Genomic DNA, 15,966 nt, shown 5'->3' with positions numbered 1-15,966 from the left:
CAACACGATCTTCGACAATGCATCGGCGTCCATGCTCAACCGCACCAGCGAACCGTAGTCCATGGTGGGTGCGGAGGATACGGTGATGCCCAAACGTGCGGCAAGCACCTGGGCGGTGTATGAGGATTGCGCGGAGTGCACGGCGCCTTCGACGGCGCGGGCCGGGCAGGAAGAGGCGACCTCGGCCCAGGACGACGCGGCGGCGGTCGCGCTGAGATAGCGCATCATCAGCGGATGGCCGGCGGCCATGGTACCCGATTCACCTACTGCGGATTCATACGAGCTTTCACAGGTGTCGGGTTTGGCGGCCTCGTTGACCTGCGCTTCGAGATTCGGTGCCGAACATCCCGCGAGCGGCATGAGCATGGCGCATGCGGCCGCTATCGCCAGCGACCGTGCGCCCAAGGGGAGGGCATCTCGAAGTGTCTGCATAAAACAGTAGAATAAGCTTTGACTATGACCATATGAGCCTAGTACGCAATAATTTAAGGGAGGTCTTGCGGAATATGGAACTGGACCTGGCAGGAATTCATAAGCTCGCAGCGGAGCAGGGTATTGACGCTGAAACACTTGATGACGCTCTTTCCGAGGCGCTGCGCCTCGCATATCTGAAGACGCCGCACGCCGCCAAGCACGCGCGCATCGAACTCGACGACCGCGCCGGCACGTTCACCGTGTGGGCCGCCGACGAGATCCCGGGAACCCCCACCGAGGAGAACCCGCATCCCGCGCCCACGCTGGGTGAGGAATACGACGACACCCCCAAGGACTTCGGTCGTCTCGCCGCCGCCACGGCACGTCAGGTCATCACCCTGCTGTTCCGCCGTGCGGAGGACGAGAGGATCTTCGGTGCGTTCAGCGGTCAGAAGGGCAAGCTGATCACCGGTGTCGTCCAGCAGGATGTCAAGGATCCCTCCAACGTGCACATCGCCGTCGGCGATGTCGAAGCGCTGCTGCCGCGTCGCGAGCAGGTGCCGGGTGAACGTTACCGTCACGGCGAACGTCTGCGCGTGTACGTGGTGAACGTCGGCCGCGGCATCAAGGGACCGGAGATCATCGTCTCCCGCTCCCATCCGGAACTGGTGCGTTGCCTGTTCGAACGCGAAGTGCCGGAGCTGGTTTCCGGTGCCGTGTCGATCATGGCCATCGCCCGTGAGGCCGGTGCCCGCACCAAGATCGCGGTCAAGGCCAACATGGAAGGCGTGAACCCGAAGGGTGCCCTGATCGGCCCCGGCGGCGCTCGTGTCCGCGCGGTGATGGAGAACCTCGGCCAGGAGAAGATCGACATCGTCGACTACTCCGACGATCCGGCGAAGTTCGTCGCCTCCGCGCTGTCCCCGGCCGTCGCCACCGGCGTGCAGGTCATCAGCGAGAAGAACAAGACCGCCATCGCCTTCATCCACGACGACCAGCTGTCGCTGGCCATCGGCAAGGAAGGGCAGAACGCCCGTCTGGCCGCCAAGCTTACCGGCTGGAAGATCGGCATCGAGTCCGCCGAGAATCACGCCAAGAAGATGGCCGAGCAGGCGGACAAGCAGGCAGACGAATAATCCAGCGCTTTGGGTATGCTTATGCCGGAATTTATCAGGCATAAGTAGGCTCTGAGTCGAACGACGAGGATACACACGATCATGGTTGCACGATGAACAGGCTCACCGTCATCGAGCATTGACTGCGCGGGCGCGTGGTCACAGATAGGAGAACAAGTAGTGGCAAAACCACGCGTATATGAAATCGCCAAGGACCTTGGCCTCGACAGCAAGACCGTGCTGGAGAAGCTGAAGGATATGGGGGAGTTCGTCAAGTCGGCATCCTCCACCGTCGAGCCCCCGGTCGAGCGCAAGCTCAAGGCCGCGTTGGCTCCGAAGGGCGACGGCGCAGCCAAGGGGAAGGAACAGCCGAAGGCAGCTGCTCCCAAGGCTACCCCGAAGCCGATCGTCAAGCCCGGTGTGAAGCCCGGCCCCGCCAAGCCGGCCGCCCCGGCAGCCAAGCCGGGTGCGCCGAAGCAGCAGCGCCCTGCGGTGCCCGGCCCCAAGCCGCACCGTAACGACCGTAACGGCAACGCTCCGCAGCAGCGCAACGAAAAGCCCGCCGCACAGCAGCCCAAACCGGGCATGCGCCAGGCCAAGCCGGGTCCGAAGGCCCCGGTGCCCGCACCGCACGCCGCCCAGGGCAACGCGTCCTCGCAGCAGCGTCCGCACACCCCGGGTCCGCGTCCGGGCAACAATCCGTTCAGCCGCAAGCAGGGCATGCATACGCCTACGCCGGGCGACATCCCGCGTCCGCATCCGATGGCGCGTCCGACCGTGAACAACAACGAGGACAAGCGCGGCGGCCGTGGTGGTCGCGGCGGTCGCGGTGGTTTCCGCGGCGGTCGTCCGGGTCAGGGAGCGCAGGGCGCACGTCCCGGCCAGTGGGGCCAGAACCGCAATGGCGGCGCACAGCGCGGCGGCCAGCAGGGCGGCGGCGCACGCGGCGGTTTCCGTAGCGGCACCGGCCAGCAGAACAACTTCCCGAGCAGCGGTCCGAGCAACGGTCCCGCACGCGGCGGCGGTCGCGGTCGCGGCGGTGCTGCAGGCGCATTCGGCCGTCAGGGCGGCAAGTCTTCGAAGGCTCGTAAAAACAGGCTGGCGAAGCGTCGTGAATATGAGGAGATCAAAGCACCGACCATCGGCGGCGTGCGCATTCCGCGCGGCGATGGTCAGGTGATCCGTCTGCGTCAGGGCGCAAGCCTTGCCGATCTGGCTGAGAAGATCAACGTCAATCCGGCGGCCCTCGTCACCGTGATGTTCCATCTCGGCGAAATGGCCACGGCCACGCAGTCCCTCGACGAAGCCACCTTCCAGATCCTCGGCGAGGAAATCGGCTGGGATATCAAGCTGGTTTCCGCGGAAGAGGAAGACAAGGAGCTGCTGCAGCAGTTCGACATCGACCTTGATGAGGAAGAGCTGCAGGACGACGAGGATCTCAAGCCCCGTCCGCCGGTCGTCACAGTCATGGGCCACGTCGATCACGGTAAGACCCGACTGCTGGACACCATCCGTCGAAGCAACGTCATCGAAGGCGAAGCCGGCGGCATCACCCAGCGTATCGGCGCCTACCAGGTGTCCGTCACCCTTGAGGGCGAACAGCGCAAGATCACCTTCCTTGATACCCCTGGCCACGAGGCCTTCACCGCCATGCGTGCGCGTGGCGCCGAACTCACCGACGTCGCGATCCTCGTGGTCGCCGCGGACGATGGTGTGATGCCCCAGACCGTTGAAGCCATCAACCACGCCCAGGCCGCCCACGTGCCGATCGTGGTCGCCGTGAACAAGATCGATAAGCCGGGCGCCAACCCCGACAAGGTCCGCGGCCAGCTCACCGAGTTCGGCCTCGTGCCGGAGGAATACGGCGGCGACACCATGTTCGTCGACATCTCCGCCAAGCAGGGCACGAACGTCGACAAGCTGCTCGAAGCCGTGCTGCTCACGGCCGACGCGGAGCTCGACCTGCGCGCCAACCCGGATATGGACGCCCGTGGCGCCACCATCGAAGCCCGACTCGACAAGGGTCGCGGCGCCGTGGCCACCGTGCTGGTGCAGTCCGGTACGCTCCACGTGGGCGATTCGATCGTTGCCGGTACTTCGTACGGCCGCGTCCGCGCCATGCTCGACGAGAATGGCAAGCAGATGAAGACCGCAGGCCCCTCCTGCCCGGTGCAGGTGCTCGGCCTCACCTCCGTGCCCACCGCGGGCGACCTGTTCCTCGTGGCCGGCGATGATCGTGCGGCCCGTCAGATCGCCGAGAAGCGTCAGGCCACCGAGCGTGCCGCCCAGCTGGCGAAGCGTCGCAAGATCGTCTCCCTGGAAAGCCTCAAGGAGCAGTTCGCCAAGTCCGAGGTGGATATGCTCAACATCGTCATCAAGGGCGATTCCTCCGGTTCCGTCGAGGCGCTGGAAGATTCCCTGATGAAGATCGAGGTGTCCGACGAGGTCGGCATTCAGGTCATCCACCGCGGCGTCGGCGCTATCACGCAGAACGATGTCAACCTCGCGACCGTCGACAAGGCCGTCATCATCGGCTTCAACGTGCGCCCGAACCGTCAGGTGGCGGATCTGGCCGAGCGCGAAGGCGTGGAGATCAAGTACTACTCGATCATCTACAAGGCCATCGAAGACATCGAGGCATCCCTGAAGGGCATGCTGAAGCCGGAATACGAAGAGGTCACCACCTCCCACTCCGAGATCCGCGAGATCTTCCGTTCCTCCAAGTTCGGCAACATCGCCGGCGTCATGGTGCAGGACGGCGAGGTCAAGCGTGGTACGAAGTGCCGTATCCTGCGCAATGGCGTGGCTACCGTCAACGATCTGGAGATCTCCTCGCTGCGTCGTTTCAAGGACGACGTGCAGTCCGTCAAGGAAGGCTACGAGGCCGGTATCAACCTCGGCACCTTCAACGACATCGAGATCGGCGACATCATCGAAACCTTCGAGATGCGCGAAATCGAACGCAAGTAGTCGTCGCACGCGAACGACGACAGTCATATGAACGATCAGTGTACGTTTCCGCCGACGGCAAGGCCGCGGCAGAGGCGTGCACTGATTCGTTTTAACGGGCATAACGTCGGGCGGTGAATCCGCCCATCGGCATGCCCCAACGGCGCACATGGGGGCCGGAACCCGAAGACCCCAACCGTTCCCGCGCCGTGCGAAACACGGGAACCGCAACATCATCGACATACGTAAAGGAAAACCCATGGCAGGAACCAACCCGCGCGCCGCGCGTATCGCGGCCCTGATCCAGCGTGTGATCGCCTCCTCGATGGAGGCCCAGCTGCACGATAAGCGACTGGCGAACATCACCATCACCGAAGTCCGTGTGACCAACGATCTGCAGCTCGCCAAGGTCTACTGGACCCAGCTCGGCCACGAAGGCCATGAGGACGGCGAACGCAAGCGCGCCCAGCAGGCGCTGAACCAGGCCAAGGGCCGTCTGCGCTCCCTGGTGGGCACCAAGGCGGGTCTGCGCCTGACCCCGCAGCTGCAGTTCGTGTTCGACGAAGTGCCGGGCGAAGCGCACGAGATCGAGGATATTCTCGCCGTCGCGCGCAAGCGTGACGAGGAACTCGCCAAGGCCCGCGAAACCGCGCAGTACGCCGGTGACGCCGACCCGTACAAGCACCCCGAGGAGAACGAGGACGAAACCGATCAGACGGATTCGGATGATTGGGACGATGACGACGAAGACTGGGACGATGCGGAAGCCTGAGCCGTCCGGTCTGCTGCTGGTCGACAAGCCGCAGGGCGTCACCAGCTTCGATGTGGTCGCCGCCGCACGCGGCGCGCTGCATATCAAGAAGGTAGGCCATGCGGGCACATTGGACCCCATGGCCACCGGTCTGCTGGTGCTCGCGTTCGGCCGCGCCACGCGACTGTTGAGCGCCATCGTCGAACACGACAAGACGTATGAGGCGACCATCCGGCTCGGCCTGTGCAGCACCACCGACGACGCGGAAGGCGACGTGTGCCGATTCGACGGCAGTGCCCAGGCCGCGATCCTCCCGCCCGCCGACCCGGTGCAGGCCGTGCAGGCGGTGGAAAGCGCGGTTCGGACGCGTTTCCTCGGCGATATCGATCAGGTGCCCAACACCTTCTCCTCGATCAAGATCAACGGCAAGCGCGCCTACGATCTGGCCCGCGAAGGCAAGGACGTGGAGCTCAAGGCCCGTAAGGTCACCATCGGCGAATTCGCCGTGCTCGACGCCCGGCAAGGGTATGCGGGCTTGGAGGATGCCGCCTGCCAGCTGTGCGCCACGCCCGATGAAGGCCATGCGGAACCGGTGATGGACGTGGATGTGCGCGTCAGCTGCTCGTCCGGCACGTATATCCGTGCCCTGGCGCGTGATCTGGGTGCCGAACTCGGCATCGGCGGCTATCTCACCCGGCTGCGCCGCACGTGCGTGGGGCGTTTCGCCCTACCCGACGACGCCAGCGGCCTTGCCGACCCGCAGGCGAACACGGCACGCATCATCACCGCGCACGCGGAGGCGAAAACCTTCACGAACCGTGAAGGCGAAACCATCACCCGCAATCGAGCCGTGCTCGATACGCCGTTCGAACGTGGCGACGAACGCACCGATTGGGTGCTGGGCCATGCGCTCGGCATGCTGGATGCCGCCAAAGGCGCCATGCCGGTCATTGCCATCGACGCGAACGAGGCGGCAGAACTGCGTTTCGGCAGGCGGATCGCACGGGCCGTGACCTGCGACACCGTGGCCTATGTGCCTGCGGCGGGTGACGGCGCGGAAGCGGACGTGGTGGCCATCATCGGCAGAGCCAACGCCCATATGGCCAAACCGCTCACCGTGTTCCCAGCCGACTGAGCCGACCGAATGGCCGACCGGCCGGATGGCCGAACGAATAGCCGACCGAACGGCCGCCCGAAGAAGCCGGAAACGCGGGCGGGCTCGCCTGCTACAGTGGACGCGGCGTAAACGTTAGAACGTACATCATCGGTACAACGCGAAGGACATCACGTATGAACATCACGACTTTGATCCCCGACGAGCATGGCGACATCGAATGGCCCGACGTGGATAAGGACCGTCGTATGGTGATTACGCTCGGCTCCTTCGACGGCATGCACTTGGGTCATCAGGCGGTGATCGGCCGCGTTGTGGAACTCGCGAAGCAGCATGACGCGGCTTCGGCGGTCATGCTGTTCGACCCCCGCCCGGCATTCGTGCATGCGCACGGCGAAAACGCGCCCGCAGTGGATGTGGACGCGCTCACCGGTGTGGACGAGCGACTGGCGGCCATGGAACAGGCCGGTATCGAGCAGGTGTATGTGGTGCGGTACACGCTGGCATTCGCCGAAAAATCCTATATCTTCTTCCTCGGCCAGTTGACCGGCAAACTCGGCATGCGCACGCTGGTGCTCGGCGCCGACGCCGCATTGGGAGCCGGACGCAAGGGCGACGTGCATGCGATCGAGAATCTCGCCGCGGCGACTGGCGTGTTCGAACTCGACGTGGTGGACGACCGTGGCCCCGGCGAAGTGCGCATTCCGCGCGACTGGAAGCCGCAGATGCCCGCCGACTGGGGAGAACCCGTCGATCCGCTGGCGAACGCCAACAAGGCGGAACGCCGTGCGTGGAGCAAGAAGCATCAGGCCAAGCCGGTGCGCACATGGAGCTCAAGCAACGTGCGCTATCTGCTGGGCAATGGACGTATCAAGGACGCCGACGCCATTCTCGGCCACGCCCATGCGGTGACCGGCAACGTGGTGCACGGCGAGGAACGTGGGCGCTCCATCGGATTCCCCACGGCCAATCTCGGATCTGATATCACCGGATACCTGCCCGTGGACGGCGTGTACGCGGGTTGGCTGGTCGACTTGGGCGAAGCCTGCGAAAACGCCGATCTGGAAACGCGTGCGGCGCGCGTGCATGACGCGCAGGATGCGCCGCGCTGGCCCGCCGCCATCTCCATCGGCACCAAGCCCACGTTCAGCGAAGCCACCGGCATGCATGAGCGCGTGGTGGAAGCGTACTGCCTGAGCGAGGATTGGCTCGAACTGTACGGTCACACCGTCCGCGTGGAATTCGCCGGATTCCTGCGCCCGCAGGTCAAGTTCGACGGGGTCGACGAATTGACGGCCGAACTCCGCCGCAACGTGGAGGAAACCAAGCGCATTACCGGCGACGCACACTGATCGGCGCACGGACGGTACCGAAAGAAAAAGGGGTATGTAAAATCTGAGGTTGGAATTGGGTGGGCGTCTAGCCGGTAGTCATGCGCCAACGAAAAGCGTGTTTGGTAAATCTGTGGTTGAAAAGTCTGAGTCCTTTTGTAAAATCTGTGGTTGACAGAAAGGGTCAGATATGCCGGAGCAAAGAAGCGCGTTCGATTACGTCAGTGAGATTTGGAGCATCGCCGAATATGTGCGCGACGTGATCCGCCCAGCCGACTACAACAAGCTCGTCCTTCCCTTCGCGCTGCTGCGGAGACTGGAATGTGCCTTGGAGCCGACCCGCGACGCGGTGTGCAAGGCCGTGGAGAAGTACGAGCCGACATTGGGGCGTGAGAACGAGATCTACTGCACGTTCTCGGGCAAGTCCTTCTATAACGTGACCAGCTTCCGGCTCAACGATCTGGGAATCGATCGCACCCTTGACGCGCTCATGGAATACGTCGACGGGTTCAGCCCTAACGCGAGGGACATCCTGACCAAGTTCAAGATCCGGGAGACGTGCCAAGATCTTCAGAACGAGGGCATGCTGCACGAGGTGTGCATGCGTTTCGCGGGCTTCGATCTGAGTCCGGAAGCCGTTCCCGACCGCATGATGAGCGACATCTACGAACATCTGATCCAACGGTATGGCGAGGAGATCGCGCAGGGGGCCGAAGACTTCATGACGCCCCGCGACGTGGTCAGGCTTGCCGTCAGCCTCATCTTCGCCAACGAGGACGAATTCCTCAATTCCGACAACGGCAGCATGCGAAGTTTGTACGACGGCACCTGCGGAACCTGCGGGTTCATCAGCGACGCGCTCGACGTGCTGGAGGAATGGAAGACCCGGTCGAACGCGAAGGCCCCGGCCACGATCATCCCCTACGGTCAGGAGTCGGAGGGCGTGACTTGGGCTGTGGGCAAGACGAATCTGCTGCTGCGCAATGTCGGCAACGCGGGGCAGGACAAGTTCGACTCCATGCGCGACCTGTCCGAGCACATCATGCACGGGGACACCCTCTCCGACGACAAATTCGAGGGCGAGACGTTCAACTATCAGCTGACCAATCCTCCCTACGGCAAGGAATGGAAGAAAGAGAAAAAAGCGGTGCTTGAGGAGGCCAAGCTTGGCTTCAAGGGCCGTTTCGGAGCTGGGCTGCCTGCCATCAGCGACGGCAGCATGCTGTTCATCCAGAACGTGGCCGCCAAGCTCGCCCCCATCGAGCAGGGCGGAGGCAAGGCTGCGATCGTGCTTTCCGGCAGCCCCCTGTTCAACGGCGACGCCGGCTCCGGGCCGTCGAACATTCGCCGGTGGCTGTTCGAGAAGGACTACATCGACTGCATCGTGAAACTGCCCACCGAGATCTTCTTCCGCACTGGCATCAGCACATACATCTGGATACTGTCGAACAAGAAACCCGAAGGACGCCGGGGCATGATCCAGCTCATAGACGCGTCGGACAAACGCGTCCCCTTGAAAAGGAATCTGGGAAACAAACGGTACGAGATCAGCGACGAGCAAATCGACTGGATCACCCGCACCTATATCGACGGGCATGACCACGGCAACAGCGTCATCGTGCCCGCCAGCGAATTCATGTACCGCCAAGTCACCACGCGGCGTCCCCTGCTCATGTACATCACCATCGACAAGTCGAGGACCGATGACCTGTTCGAGTCCTCCAAGCCCATGAAGAACCTGTCGGAGGCCAACAAGCAGGCGATCAGGAACTACTTCGCCGAGCACGCTGGCGAGACTTGGACTTACGAATGGTCGCACACCGCGTGCAAGGAGCTCGGCAAGCTCATGGACAAGCCGAAACCCACGAGAGACCAGCTCCAGAAGGCCATCGTCAGAGTGTTCGGCGTCCGGGATCCCGAAGCCGACGCCGCCCGAACGCCGGAAGGCGACACGGTCTACGACCCCGAGGCCAGCGACAAGGAAAACATCCCCTACGGCATGGACTTCGACGAATACATGGTCACGGAGGTGCTTCCCTACGCGCCGGACGCCGTCATCGACTACAAGGTCAGGGACGACCACGGGCCGCTACAGGACGGACAGACCGGCGTGGTCGGCACCAACATCAGCTTCAACCGATACTTCTACAAGTACGAACAGCCACGCGACCCACAGGACATCGCAGCGGAAATCCTCAACCTCGAAGACGGCATCGAAGACTTCATGAAAGAATTCCTCAAATGAGAACCCGGAACGAAATCAACAACACCGAATGGTTCGGCCATATGCCCGACGGTTGGGAAATGAAGCCTTTGAAGAGTTTGTTTTCCATTGGAAAAGGAATCACGGTTACAAAGGCCGATTTGATTGAACACGGTGTGCCAGTTGTTAATTACGGACAAGTTCATTCAAAGCTCAACGATGGATTCTCTATCCATAGAGAGCTAATCCGATATGTCTCACCAGACATAATTCCAGATAATACTATTCCAATTAGCAAAGGTGGTTTCATCTTTGCAAGTACATCTGAAGACCTCAAAGGTTGCGGAAATTGCATCTATCTAGATAGCAATATTGAAGTGTATGCAGGAGGTGATACGACGCAGCTGATTCCGCTACAGACTTTCGATAACAAGTATTTTGCATATTTGTTTTCGACTGATAATTGGAGATCTCAGATTCGCCGAAATCTTGTTGATGTTAAAGTATTTCACGTCAATCCCAGAGATTTGAAAGAAACTTATGTGGTAGTGCCGCCTCGCGATGTTCAGCGTTCGATTGTTGCTTTCTTGGATTCGCGGTGTAAGCCGATCAATGAGGCCATCGCCCGCCATCGGATGATCATCGACAAGCTGGAGGACTATCGGAAGGCCGTCATTTCGCACACAGTCGCCGGAGATTCAAACGGTTTGGATAATACCCGTTGGACATGGAAGAGATTCAAGTTCATCGCACACGTAGATTCCAACTTAGTCGAACCGGATAACTATCAGCATTGGTTGCATATTTCTCCAGAATCAATAAGCAAGGGAAATGGAAGGCTGCTGCGTACCAGCACCGTCTACGAAGATGGCGTCACTAGCTGCAATCATCTATTCCATAAAGGCGCGATTCTTTATTCGAAAGTAAGACCGAGACTAAATAAGGTGATAATAGCCCCGGATGATGGATTATGTAGTGCCGACATGTATCCAATCTCAACCAGTCAATTTCCTGAGTGGCTTAAATATTATATGCTTTCAGATCAGTTCGTCGAACAAGCAGGGCTGGTATCAGACATACGAATCAAGATGCCGAAGATTAACCAGCAGGAACTGGGGAATTTAAAAGTTTTCGTTCCGCCTCGTCAAGACCAATTGGAAATCATCTCCCAACTTGATTACAAGTGTGCTGCGATTGATGAGGGTGTTGATCGTCAGGAACAGGTGATTGCGAGGCTTGAGGAGTATCGCAGGAGTCTGATTTTCCATGCGGTGACTGGTCGTATTGATTGTATGGGAGGTGCGTGATGAGCGTGAACGACAGTCTGCACAGGGAGGATGCGTTCGAACGGTACTTGTCGCGTTCTATCGCGGGGCTGGAGGGTGAGAACGGCTGGAGGGTGAGCCCGGACGATACGGGGTTCGACCCGCAAACGGCGTTGTACATGCCGGACTTCATCGAGTTCCAGGAACGGGTCGCGCCGGAGAAGCTGGAGAAGATGCGTGCGTCCATGGGCGGGAACTGGGAGAACAACCTGCGCATGCAGCTGGTTTCCGCCTTGCGGGACGACGGCACGATAGACGTGATTCGCCACGGATTCAAAATGGCGGGCTATCAGACGATCATGGGTTCGGCCCCGTATCCGGCGGACAAGCGCATCAGGAACGCGCAAGTCGACTACGAGGCGAACATCCTGCGGGTGATGCATCAGGTGCATTACCAGACGCAAGGCAACAAATCGCTGGATCTGGTGTTCTTCATCAACGGCATCCCGGTGGCGACCGCGGAGGTCAAGACCGAGCTGACCCAGACGGTGCAGGACGCCATCGAGGAGTACCAGACCGAACGCAAGCCCATCGAACCGGGCACGAACCGGCGCAACTGGCTGCTGATGTACAAGAGCGGTGCGGTGGTGCATTTCGCGATCAGCGAGGACGAGGTGTGGATGTGCACCAATCTGGAGGCGGACGTGCCCCGGTTCCTGCCATTCAACAAGGGCACCGCGGACGGGCACGCCGGCAATCCCCCCGCCGAGGACGGCGGCTATCGGACCTCGTACTTCTGGAAGGAAATCTGCCAGAGGGACAACTGGCTGCACATCTTCCAGAACTTCGTGTTCGAGGAGACCAGCCGCAAGGAGGACGCGACCGGCCGCATGCGCACGCGCTGCACGCAGATCTTCCCCCGCTACCATCAGTGGGACGCCGTGACCAAGATGATCGCCGACGTGCGCGCCAACGGGGCCGGGCAAAGGTATCTGATTGAGCATTCCGCGGGGTCGGGCAAGACCGAGACGATCACGTGGACCGCGCACGAGCTCGCCGACGTCAGGCAGGACAACGGAGAACGACTGTTCTCCAGCGTGGTGGTCGTGACCGACCGTCTGAGCCTTGACACGAACATCAAGAAGACTATAGGCCAGCTGAGGAACGCCCCCGGTTACGTCATGGACATCGGCACCGACTCCGAGGGACGTCGGACGTCCGACGCGGCGAAGAGCCGGCAGCTGGCCAAGGCGTTGGGCGACCGCAGGGAGATCATCGTGGTCACCTTGCAGACGTTCCTGTACGCATGGCCCATGATCGCCGCAGACCCCCGTCTGACGGGCCGGGACTTCGCCGTCATCATCGACGAGGCCCACTCCTCACAGGAAGGCAGCAGCGCCGCGGCGCTGAAGAGCGCGTTCAACGCGGCGGCGGACAAGCTCAACCTTCCCGAGGCGCGGCCCCTGCCCTCCGAGACCGGCGAGGAGGGAGACCTGACCGACGAGGACGTGATTTCCGAGTACTTCACCCGCATGCAGGCTGGCAACGTGATGCCGCGGAACGTGTCGTTCTTCGCGTTCACCGCGACCCCGAAGGCCGAGACCATGACCCTGTTCGGCCGTCCCGGAGACAAGCTCGACAAGAAGGGCAGGAGCATCCCGGAATCGTTCCACAAGTACCCGATGCGGCAAGCCATCGAGGAAGGGTACATCATCGACCCGCTGTCCGGGTACATGCCCTATTCGACCGCGTTCAGGCTCGCCGAGGAGTACGCGCCCGACAAACTCGTCGACGAGAACGCCGCGCGCCGCGTCATCGCGAAGTGGAAGGCGTTGCATCCGACGAACGTGATGGAGAAGACCGCGCTGATCATCGAGCATTTCGTCAGGAACGTGGCTCCGTTGCTCGACGGTCAGGCCAAGGCCATGATTATCACGCCGTCGCGCCCGGCCGTGGTCCGTTACAAGTATGCGTTCGACGCGTACCTGCGGGCCCATCCCGAACTGGACCGCAGCAGGATCGAGCCTCACCTGCAATTCAAGGTTCCCGGAGAGCCGCTGGTGGCGTTCTCCGACAAGGTCAAGGGCTCCCAGTGCGTGGTCCCGGAGGACGAATACCTCAGGGACAACCCGTTCGCGGCGATCAACCCGGACTACGACTACACCGAGTCGAACATGAACAACCTCGGCTACGAGACCATCGAGAACGCGTTCGACACCCCGCAGTACAGGCTCATGATCGTGGCGAACAAGTTCCAGACCGGATTCGACCAGCCCAAGCTCTGCGCCTTGTACATCGACAAGCCCATCGCCAACGACATCGAGATCGTGCAGACCTATTCGCGCGTCAACCGGATCTACCCCGGCAAGGACCAAGTGTTCATCCTCGATTTTGTGAACAAGGCCGACACCGTGGTCAACGCGTTCCGCAAATACGACACCGGCGCGGCCATGAGCGAGGCGCAGGATCCGAACATGGTGTACGAGATCAAGAAGCGGCTCGATAAGACGGGAATCTACACGCAGGAGGACTTCTCTCAGTACCGCGACGCCCAGTACCGGGCCATAGCGCAGCTTTCCACGGGAGAGGAACGGGACTCGTACCGCAAGCGCCTCTACAAGGCCGTGAGCCTTCCCGCGGAACGCTGGAGCAGCGAATACAAGGCTCACACCACCGCATACGCGACATGGGCCGACACCCTCGAACACGCCAAAGCCGACGGCGACAAGGAGACCATCCGATACGCCCAGCAGCGCATGGACGAGGAACAGGAGGCCCGCGACGGTCTCGTCACGTTCCGCAAACTCCTGAAACGCTACTGCTCCGCCTACATGTTCATCAGCCAGATCGTCGATCTGGGAGAACCGGATCTGGAAGTGTTCCACGGGTTCGCGAAACTGCTCTATCACCGGATCAGCAACACCAGCGTCGACGAGATCGACATCAAGGGCCTCGTGCTCTCCGACTACAGGATCAACAGGCTGCGTCGCGCCGACGACCAGCAGGACCGCGAGCTCAAACCCATGGGGGCCGGCCTCGGGCGTTCGACCGCTCCCAAGCAGCAGAGTCTGAAGAGGATCGTCGAAAAGCTCAACGAGACATGGGGCACCGACGTGAACGTGATCTCCGCCGCGAGGGCCGTGAACTTCATCTCCGACTATGTGGCGGGCGACAACATCACCCAGACCAGAATCACGAATTCCAACAACTCGAAGGAGTCCATACTCAACGACGGAAGACTGAAGAGCATCGTCAAGGCGGGCCTCGTGAACCTCGTGAGCAACGAGCTGGGAGACCTCGCCGCGAAGGTCATGAACGACCCGCAGGCCATCGACTCCCTCGCCGATCAGGCCTATGACCAGCTACGTTCCGGAAAACGCTACGACATCCCGAAACTTCAGGAGTATATGAAGCGGATGGAGCGCGATCATGACAGCCAATGATTCCGGTTCCATCGTCAAGGACCTGTTCGGCATCGCGGACTGCGAGCTGACGGGCACCGAGGAGACGATCGACAAGGGCAAGCGGGTCAAGAACATACGGCTCGCGTACTGCGGTCCGGTGCCCGAGGCTTGCGGGGTTTGCGGCGGAAAGACGTACAGCCACGGCAGACGCGCGCTCAAAATCGCGGACACCCCCATGGGAGGCGTACCAACCCGCCTGATCATCGAGTTTCCCCGAAGGCGTTGCAGCCAGTGCAACGACATCTGGCAGCCCGACATCGACGGCGTGAACCAGAAACGCATGATGACCTCGCGCGCCTACGCGGACATTGCGCAACGTTCCCTGCGCACCACGTTCCGCGACGTGGCCGTCGACTACGCGTTGACCCATGTGACCGTCAAGAACGTGTTCGAGGAATACATCCGCGACTATGACGAGAAGCTGCGGTTCCGCACGCCCGCATTCCTCGGCATCGACGAGATCAAGATCAAGCGCATCGGAGAGGTCACCGTCATCACCGACCTCGAACACCGCACGCTCTACGACATGCTCAACGGCCGAAACCAAAGGACCCTCACAGAATACTTCATGAACATGCCCGACAGGGACAAGGTCATGTGGGTGTGCTCGGACATGTATCGGCCATTCGAGAAAAGCATCGCCACGGCCATGCCGAACGCACGCTGGGCCATCGACCACTTCCACGTCGTCATGAAGGCCAACGAAGCCGTCGACTCCGTGAGACGGTCCCTGCAAACGACCATGACCAAGAAGGACCGCATCAAAACCAAGCGCGGACTTGCCTACACGCTCAAAACCCGACGTCGCGACCTCACAGGCGAGGAGGCCGAGAAAATACGCCTGCTGCGCGGCGTCGACGAGCTCAAGCCCCTCGCCACGGCCTTCGACGTCAAGGAGGACTTCTTCGACATCTGGGACGAGAACCCCACATCGAAACGCAACGCCCAGAAAGCGTTCCAAACATGGGAGAACAACATTCCCGAAGGCGAATTGTTCGACTCGTTCAGAACCCTCGCCAAAACGGTACGCAACTTCTACACCCAGATCTTCCAATACTGGGACTGCCCCATAGCCATAAGCAACGGCTACACCGAATGCGCCAACAGACTCATACGCGAATCCAACATGAAAGGACGCGGATACTCCTTTGAAACGTTGCGGGGAAGAAGCCTGTACCGAAAGACCAACCTCCTCAACATCATCAACAGCGGCGGCATAAGCATCGGTCCCCGAATCCTCACCAAAGGCGCGCTGTTCACCACCGAAGCGGAAGACGAGAGCAACGAGGAAGACGAATGGGAGCCGTTCCCCGAACCTGAATACGAGGTGGACGAAACCACCGGCGAGATACTCAACTAA

General features: G+C 61.1%; 9 protein-coding genes and 1 pseudogene. 9 read left to right on the top strand and 1 reads right to left on the bottom strand.

Features of this window, described 5'->3' with window-relative positions; all coding sequences use genetic code 11:
- Positions 1-432 (bottom strand): annotated as a pseudogene (locus KIH75_RS06455) (hypothetical protein); the annotation flags it as partial.
- Positions 433-506: 74 nt separating this feature from the next.
- On the opposite strand from KIH75_RS06455, the gene nusA reads away from it, so the two are divergent.
- From nusA to KIH75_RS06410, 9 genes are all read left to right on the top strand, one after another.
- A complete protein-coding gene (gene nusA / locus KIH75_RS06450; RefSeq protein WP_219055939.1) occupies positions 507-1,550 on the top strand; it encodes a transcription termination factor NusA in 1,044 nt (347 codons plus the stop codon).
- Between the two features lie 159 nt (positions 1,551-1,709).
- Positions 1,710-4,499 carry a translation initiation factor IF-2 gene (gene infB, locus KIH75_RS06445; protein ID WP_219055938.1) on the top strand — a complete coding sequence of 930 codons (2,790 nt, stop codon included), beginning with the start codon at positions 1,710-1,712 and terminating at the stop codon, positions 4,497-4,499.
- Between the two features lie 238 nt (positions 4,500-4,737).
- Complete coding sequence (gene rbfA, locus KIH75_RS06440) at positions 4,738-5,250, top strand: 30S ribosome-binding factor RbfA (RefSeq protein ID WP_219055937.1); 513 nt, start codon at positions 4,738-4,740, stop codon at positions 5,248-5,250.
- A complete protein-coding gene (gene truB, locus KIH75_RS06435) occupies positions 5,216-6,364 on the top strand; it encodes a tRNA pseudouridine(55) synthase TruB (protein ID WP_219055936.1) in 1,149 nt (382 codons plus the stop codon). Before rbfA ends, truB begins: the two co-directional genes overlap by 35 nt.
- 155 nt (positions 6,365-6,519) lie before the next feature.
- Positions 6,520-7,695, top strand: coding sequence for a bifunctional riboflavin kinase/FMN adenylyltransferase (gene ribF, locus KIH75_RS06430; protein WP_219055935.1), 1,176 nt, complete (start codon positions 6,520-6,522; stop codon positions 7,693-7,695).
- Positions 7,696-7,864: 169 nt separating this feature from the next.
- Positions 7,865-9,919, top strand: coding sequence for a type I restriction-modification system subunit M (locus KIH75_RS06425; protein WP_129236662.1), 2,055 nt, complete (start codon positions 7,865-7,867; stop codon positions 9,917-9,919).
- Positions 9,916-11,184, top strand: a complete 1,269-nt coding sequence (locus tag KIH75_RS06420; RefSeq protein ID WP_164999697.1) for a restriction endonuclease subunit S — start codon at positions 9,916-9,918, stop codon at positions 11,182-11,184. The genes KIH75_RS06425 and KIH75_RS06420 overlap by 4 nt, the downstream gene beginning before the upstream one ends.
- Positions 11,184-14,585: a type I restriction endonuclease subunit R gene (locus tag KIH75_RS06415; protein WP_129236660.1), complete on the top strand. Its 3,402-nt coding sequence runs from the start codon at positions 11,184-11,186 to the stop codon at positions 14,583-14,585. Before KIH75_RS06420 ends, KIH75_RS06415 begins: the two co-directional genes overlap by 1 nt.
- Entirely contained in the window at positions 14,572-15,966 is a 1,395-nt protein-coding gene (locus tag KIH75_RS06410; protein ID WP_054321422.1) for an ISL3 family transposase, read from the top strand. The genes KIH75_RS06415 and KIH75_RS06410 overlap by 14 nt, the downstream gene beginning before the upstream one ends.

It is taken from the genome of Bifidobacterium pongonis (assembly GCF_019331805.1).
Lineage (GTDB): Bacteria > Actinomycetota > Actinomycetes > Actinomycetales > Bifidobacteriaceae > Bifidobacterium > Bifidobacterium pongonis.
The sequence above is the reverse complement of the archived record's forward strand: the minus strand, read 5'-3'. Positions and strand labels throughout refer to the sequence as shown.

Excerpts from the sequence above, each read along its gene's own strand:
- rbfA (WP_219055937.1), top strand. The coding sequence starts at position 4,738 with ATGGCAGGAACCAACCCGCGCGCCGCGCGTATCGCGGCCCTGATCCAG.
- truB (WP_219055936.1), top strand. The coding sequence starts at position 5,216 with ATGACGACGAAGACTGGGACGATGCGGAAGCCTGAGCCGTCCGGTCTG.
- KIH75_RS06420 (WP_164999697.1), top strand. The coding sequence starts at position 9,916 with ATGAGAACCCGGAACGAAATCAACAACACCGAATGGTTCGGCCATATG.
- KIH75_RS06415 (WP_129236660.1), top strand. The coding sequence starts at position 11,184 with ATGAGCGTGAACGACAGTCTGCACAGGGAGGATGCGTTCGAACGGTAC.
- KIH75_RS06410 (WP_054321422.1), top strand. The coding sequence starts at position 14,572 with ATGACAGCCAATGATTCCGGTTCCATCGTCAAGGACCTGTTCGGCATC.
- nusA (WP_219055939.1), top strand. The coding sequence starts at position 507 with ATGGAACTGGACCTGGCAGGAATTCATAAGCTCGCAGCGGAGCAGGGT.
- ribF (WP_219055935.1), top strand. The coding sequence starts at position 6,520 with ATGAACATCACGACTTTGATCCCCGACGAGCATGGCGACATCGAATGG.
- KIH75_RS06425 (WP_129236662.1), top strand. The coding sequence starts at position 7,865 with ATGCCGGAGCAAAGAAGCGCGTTCGATTACGTCAGTGAGATTTGGAGC.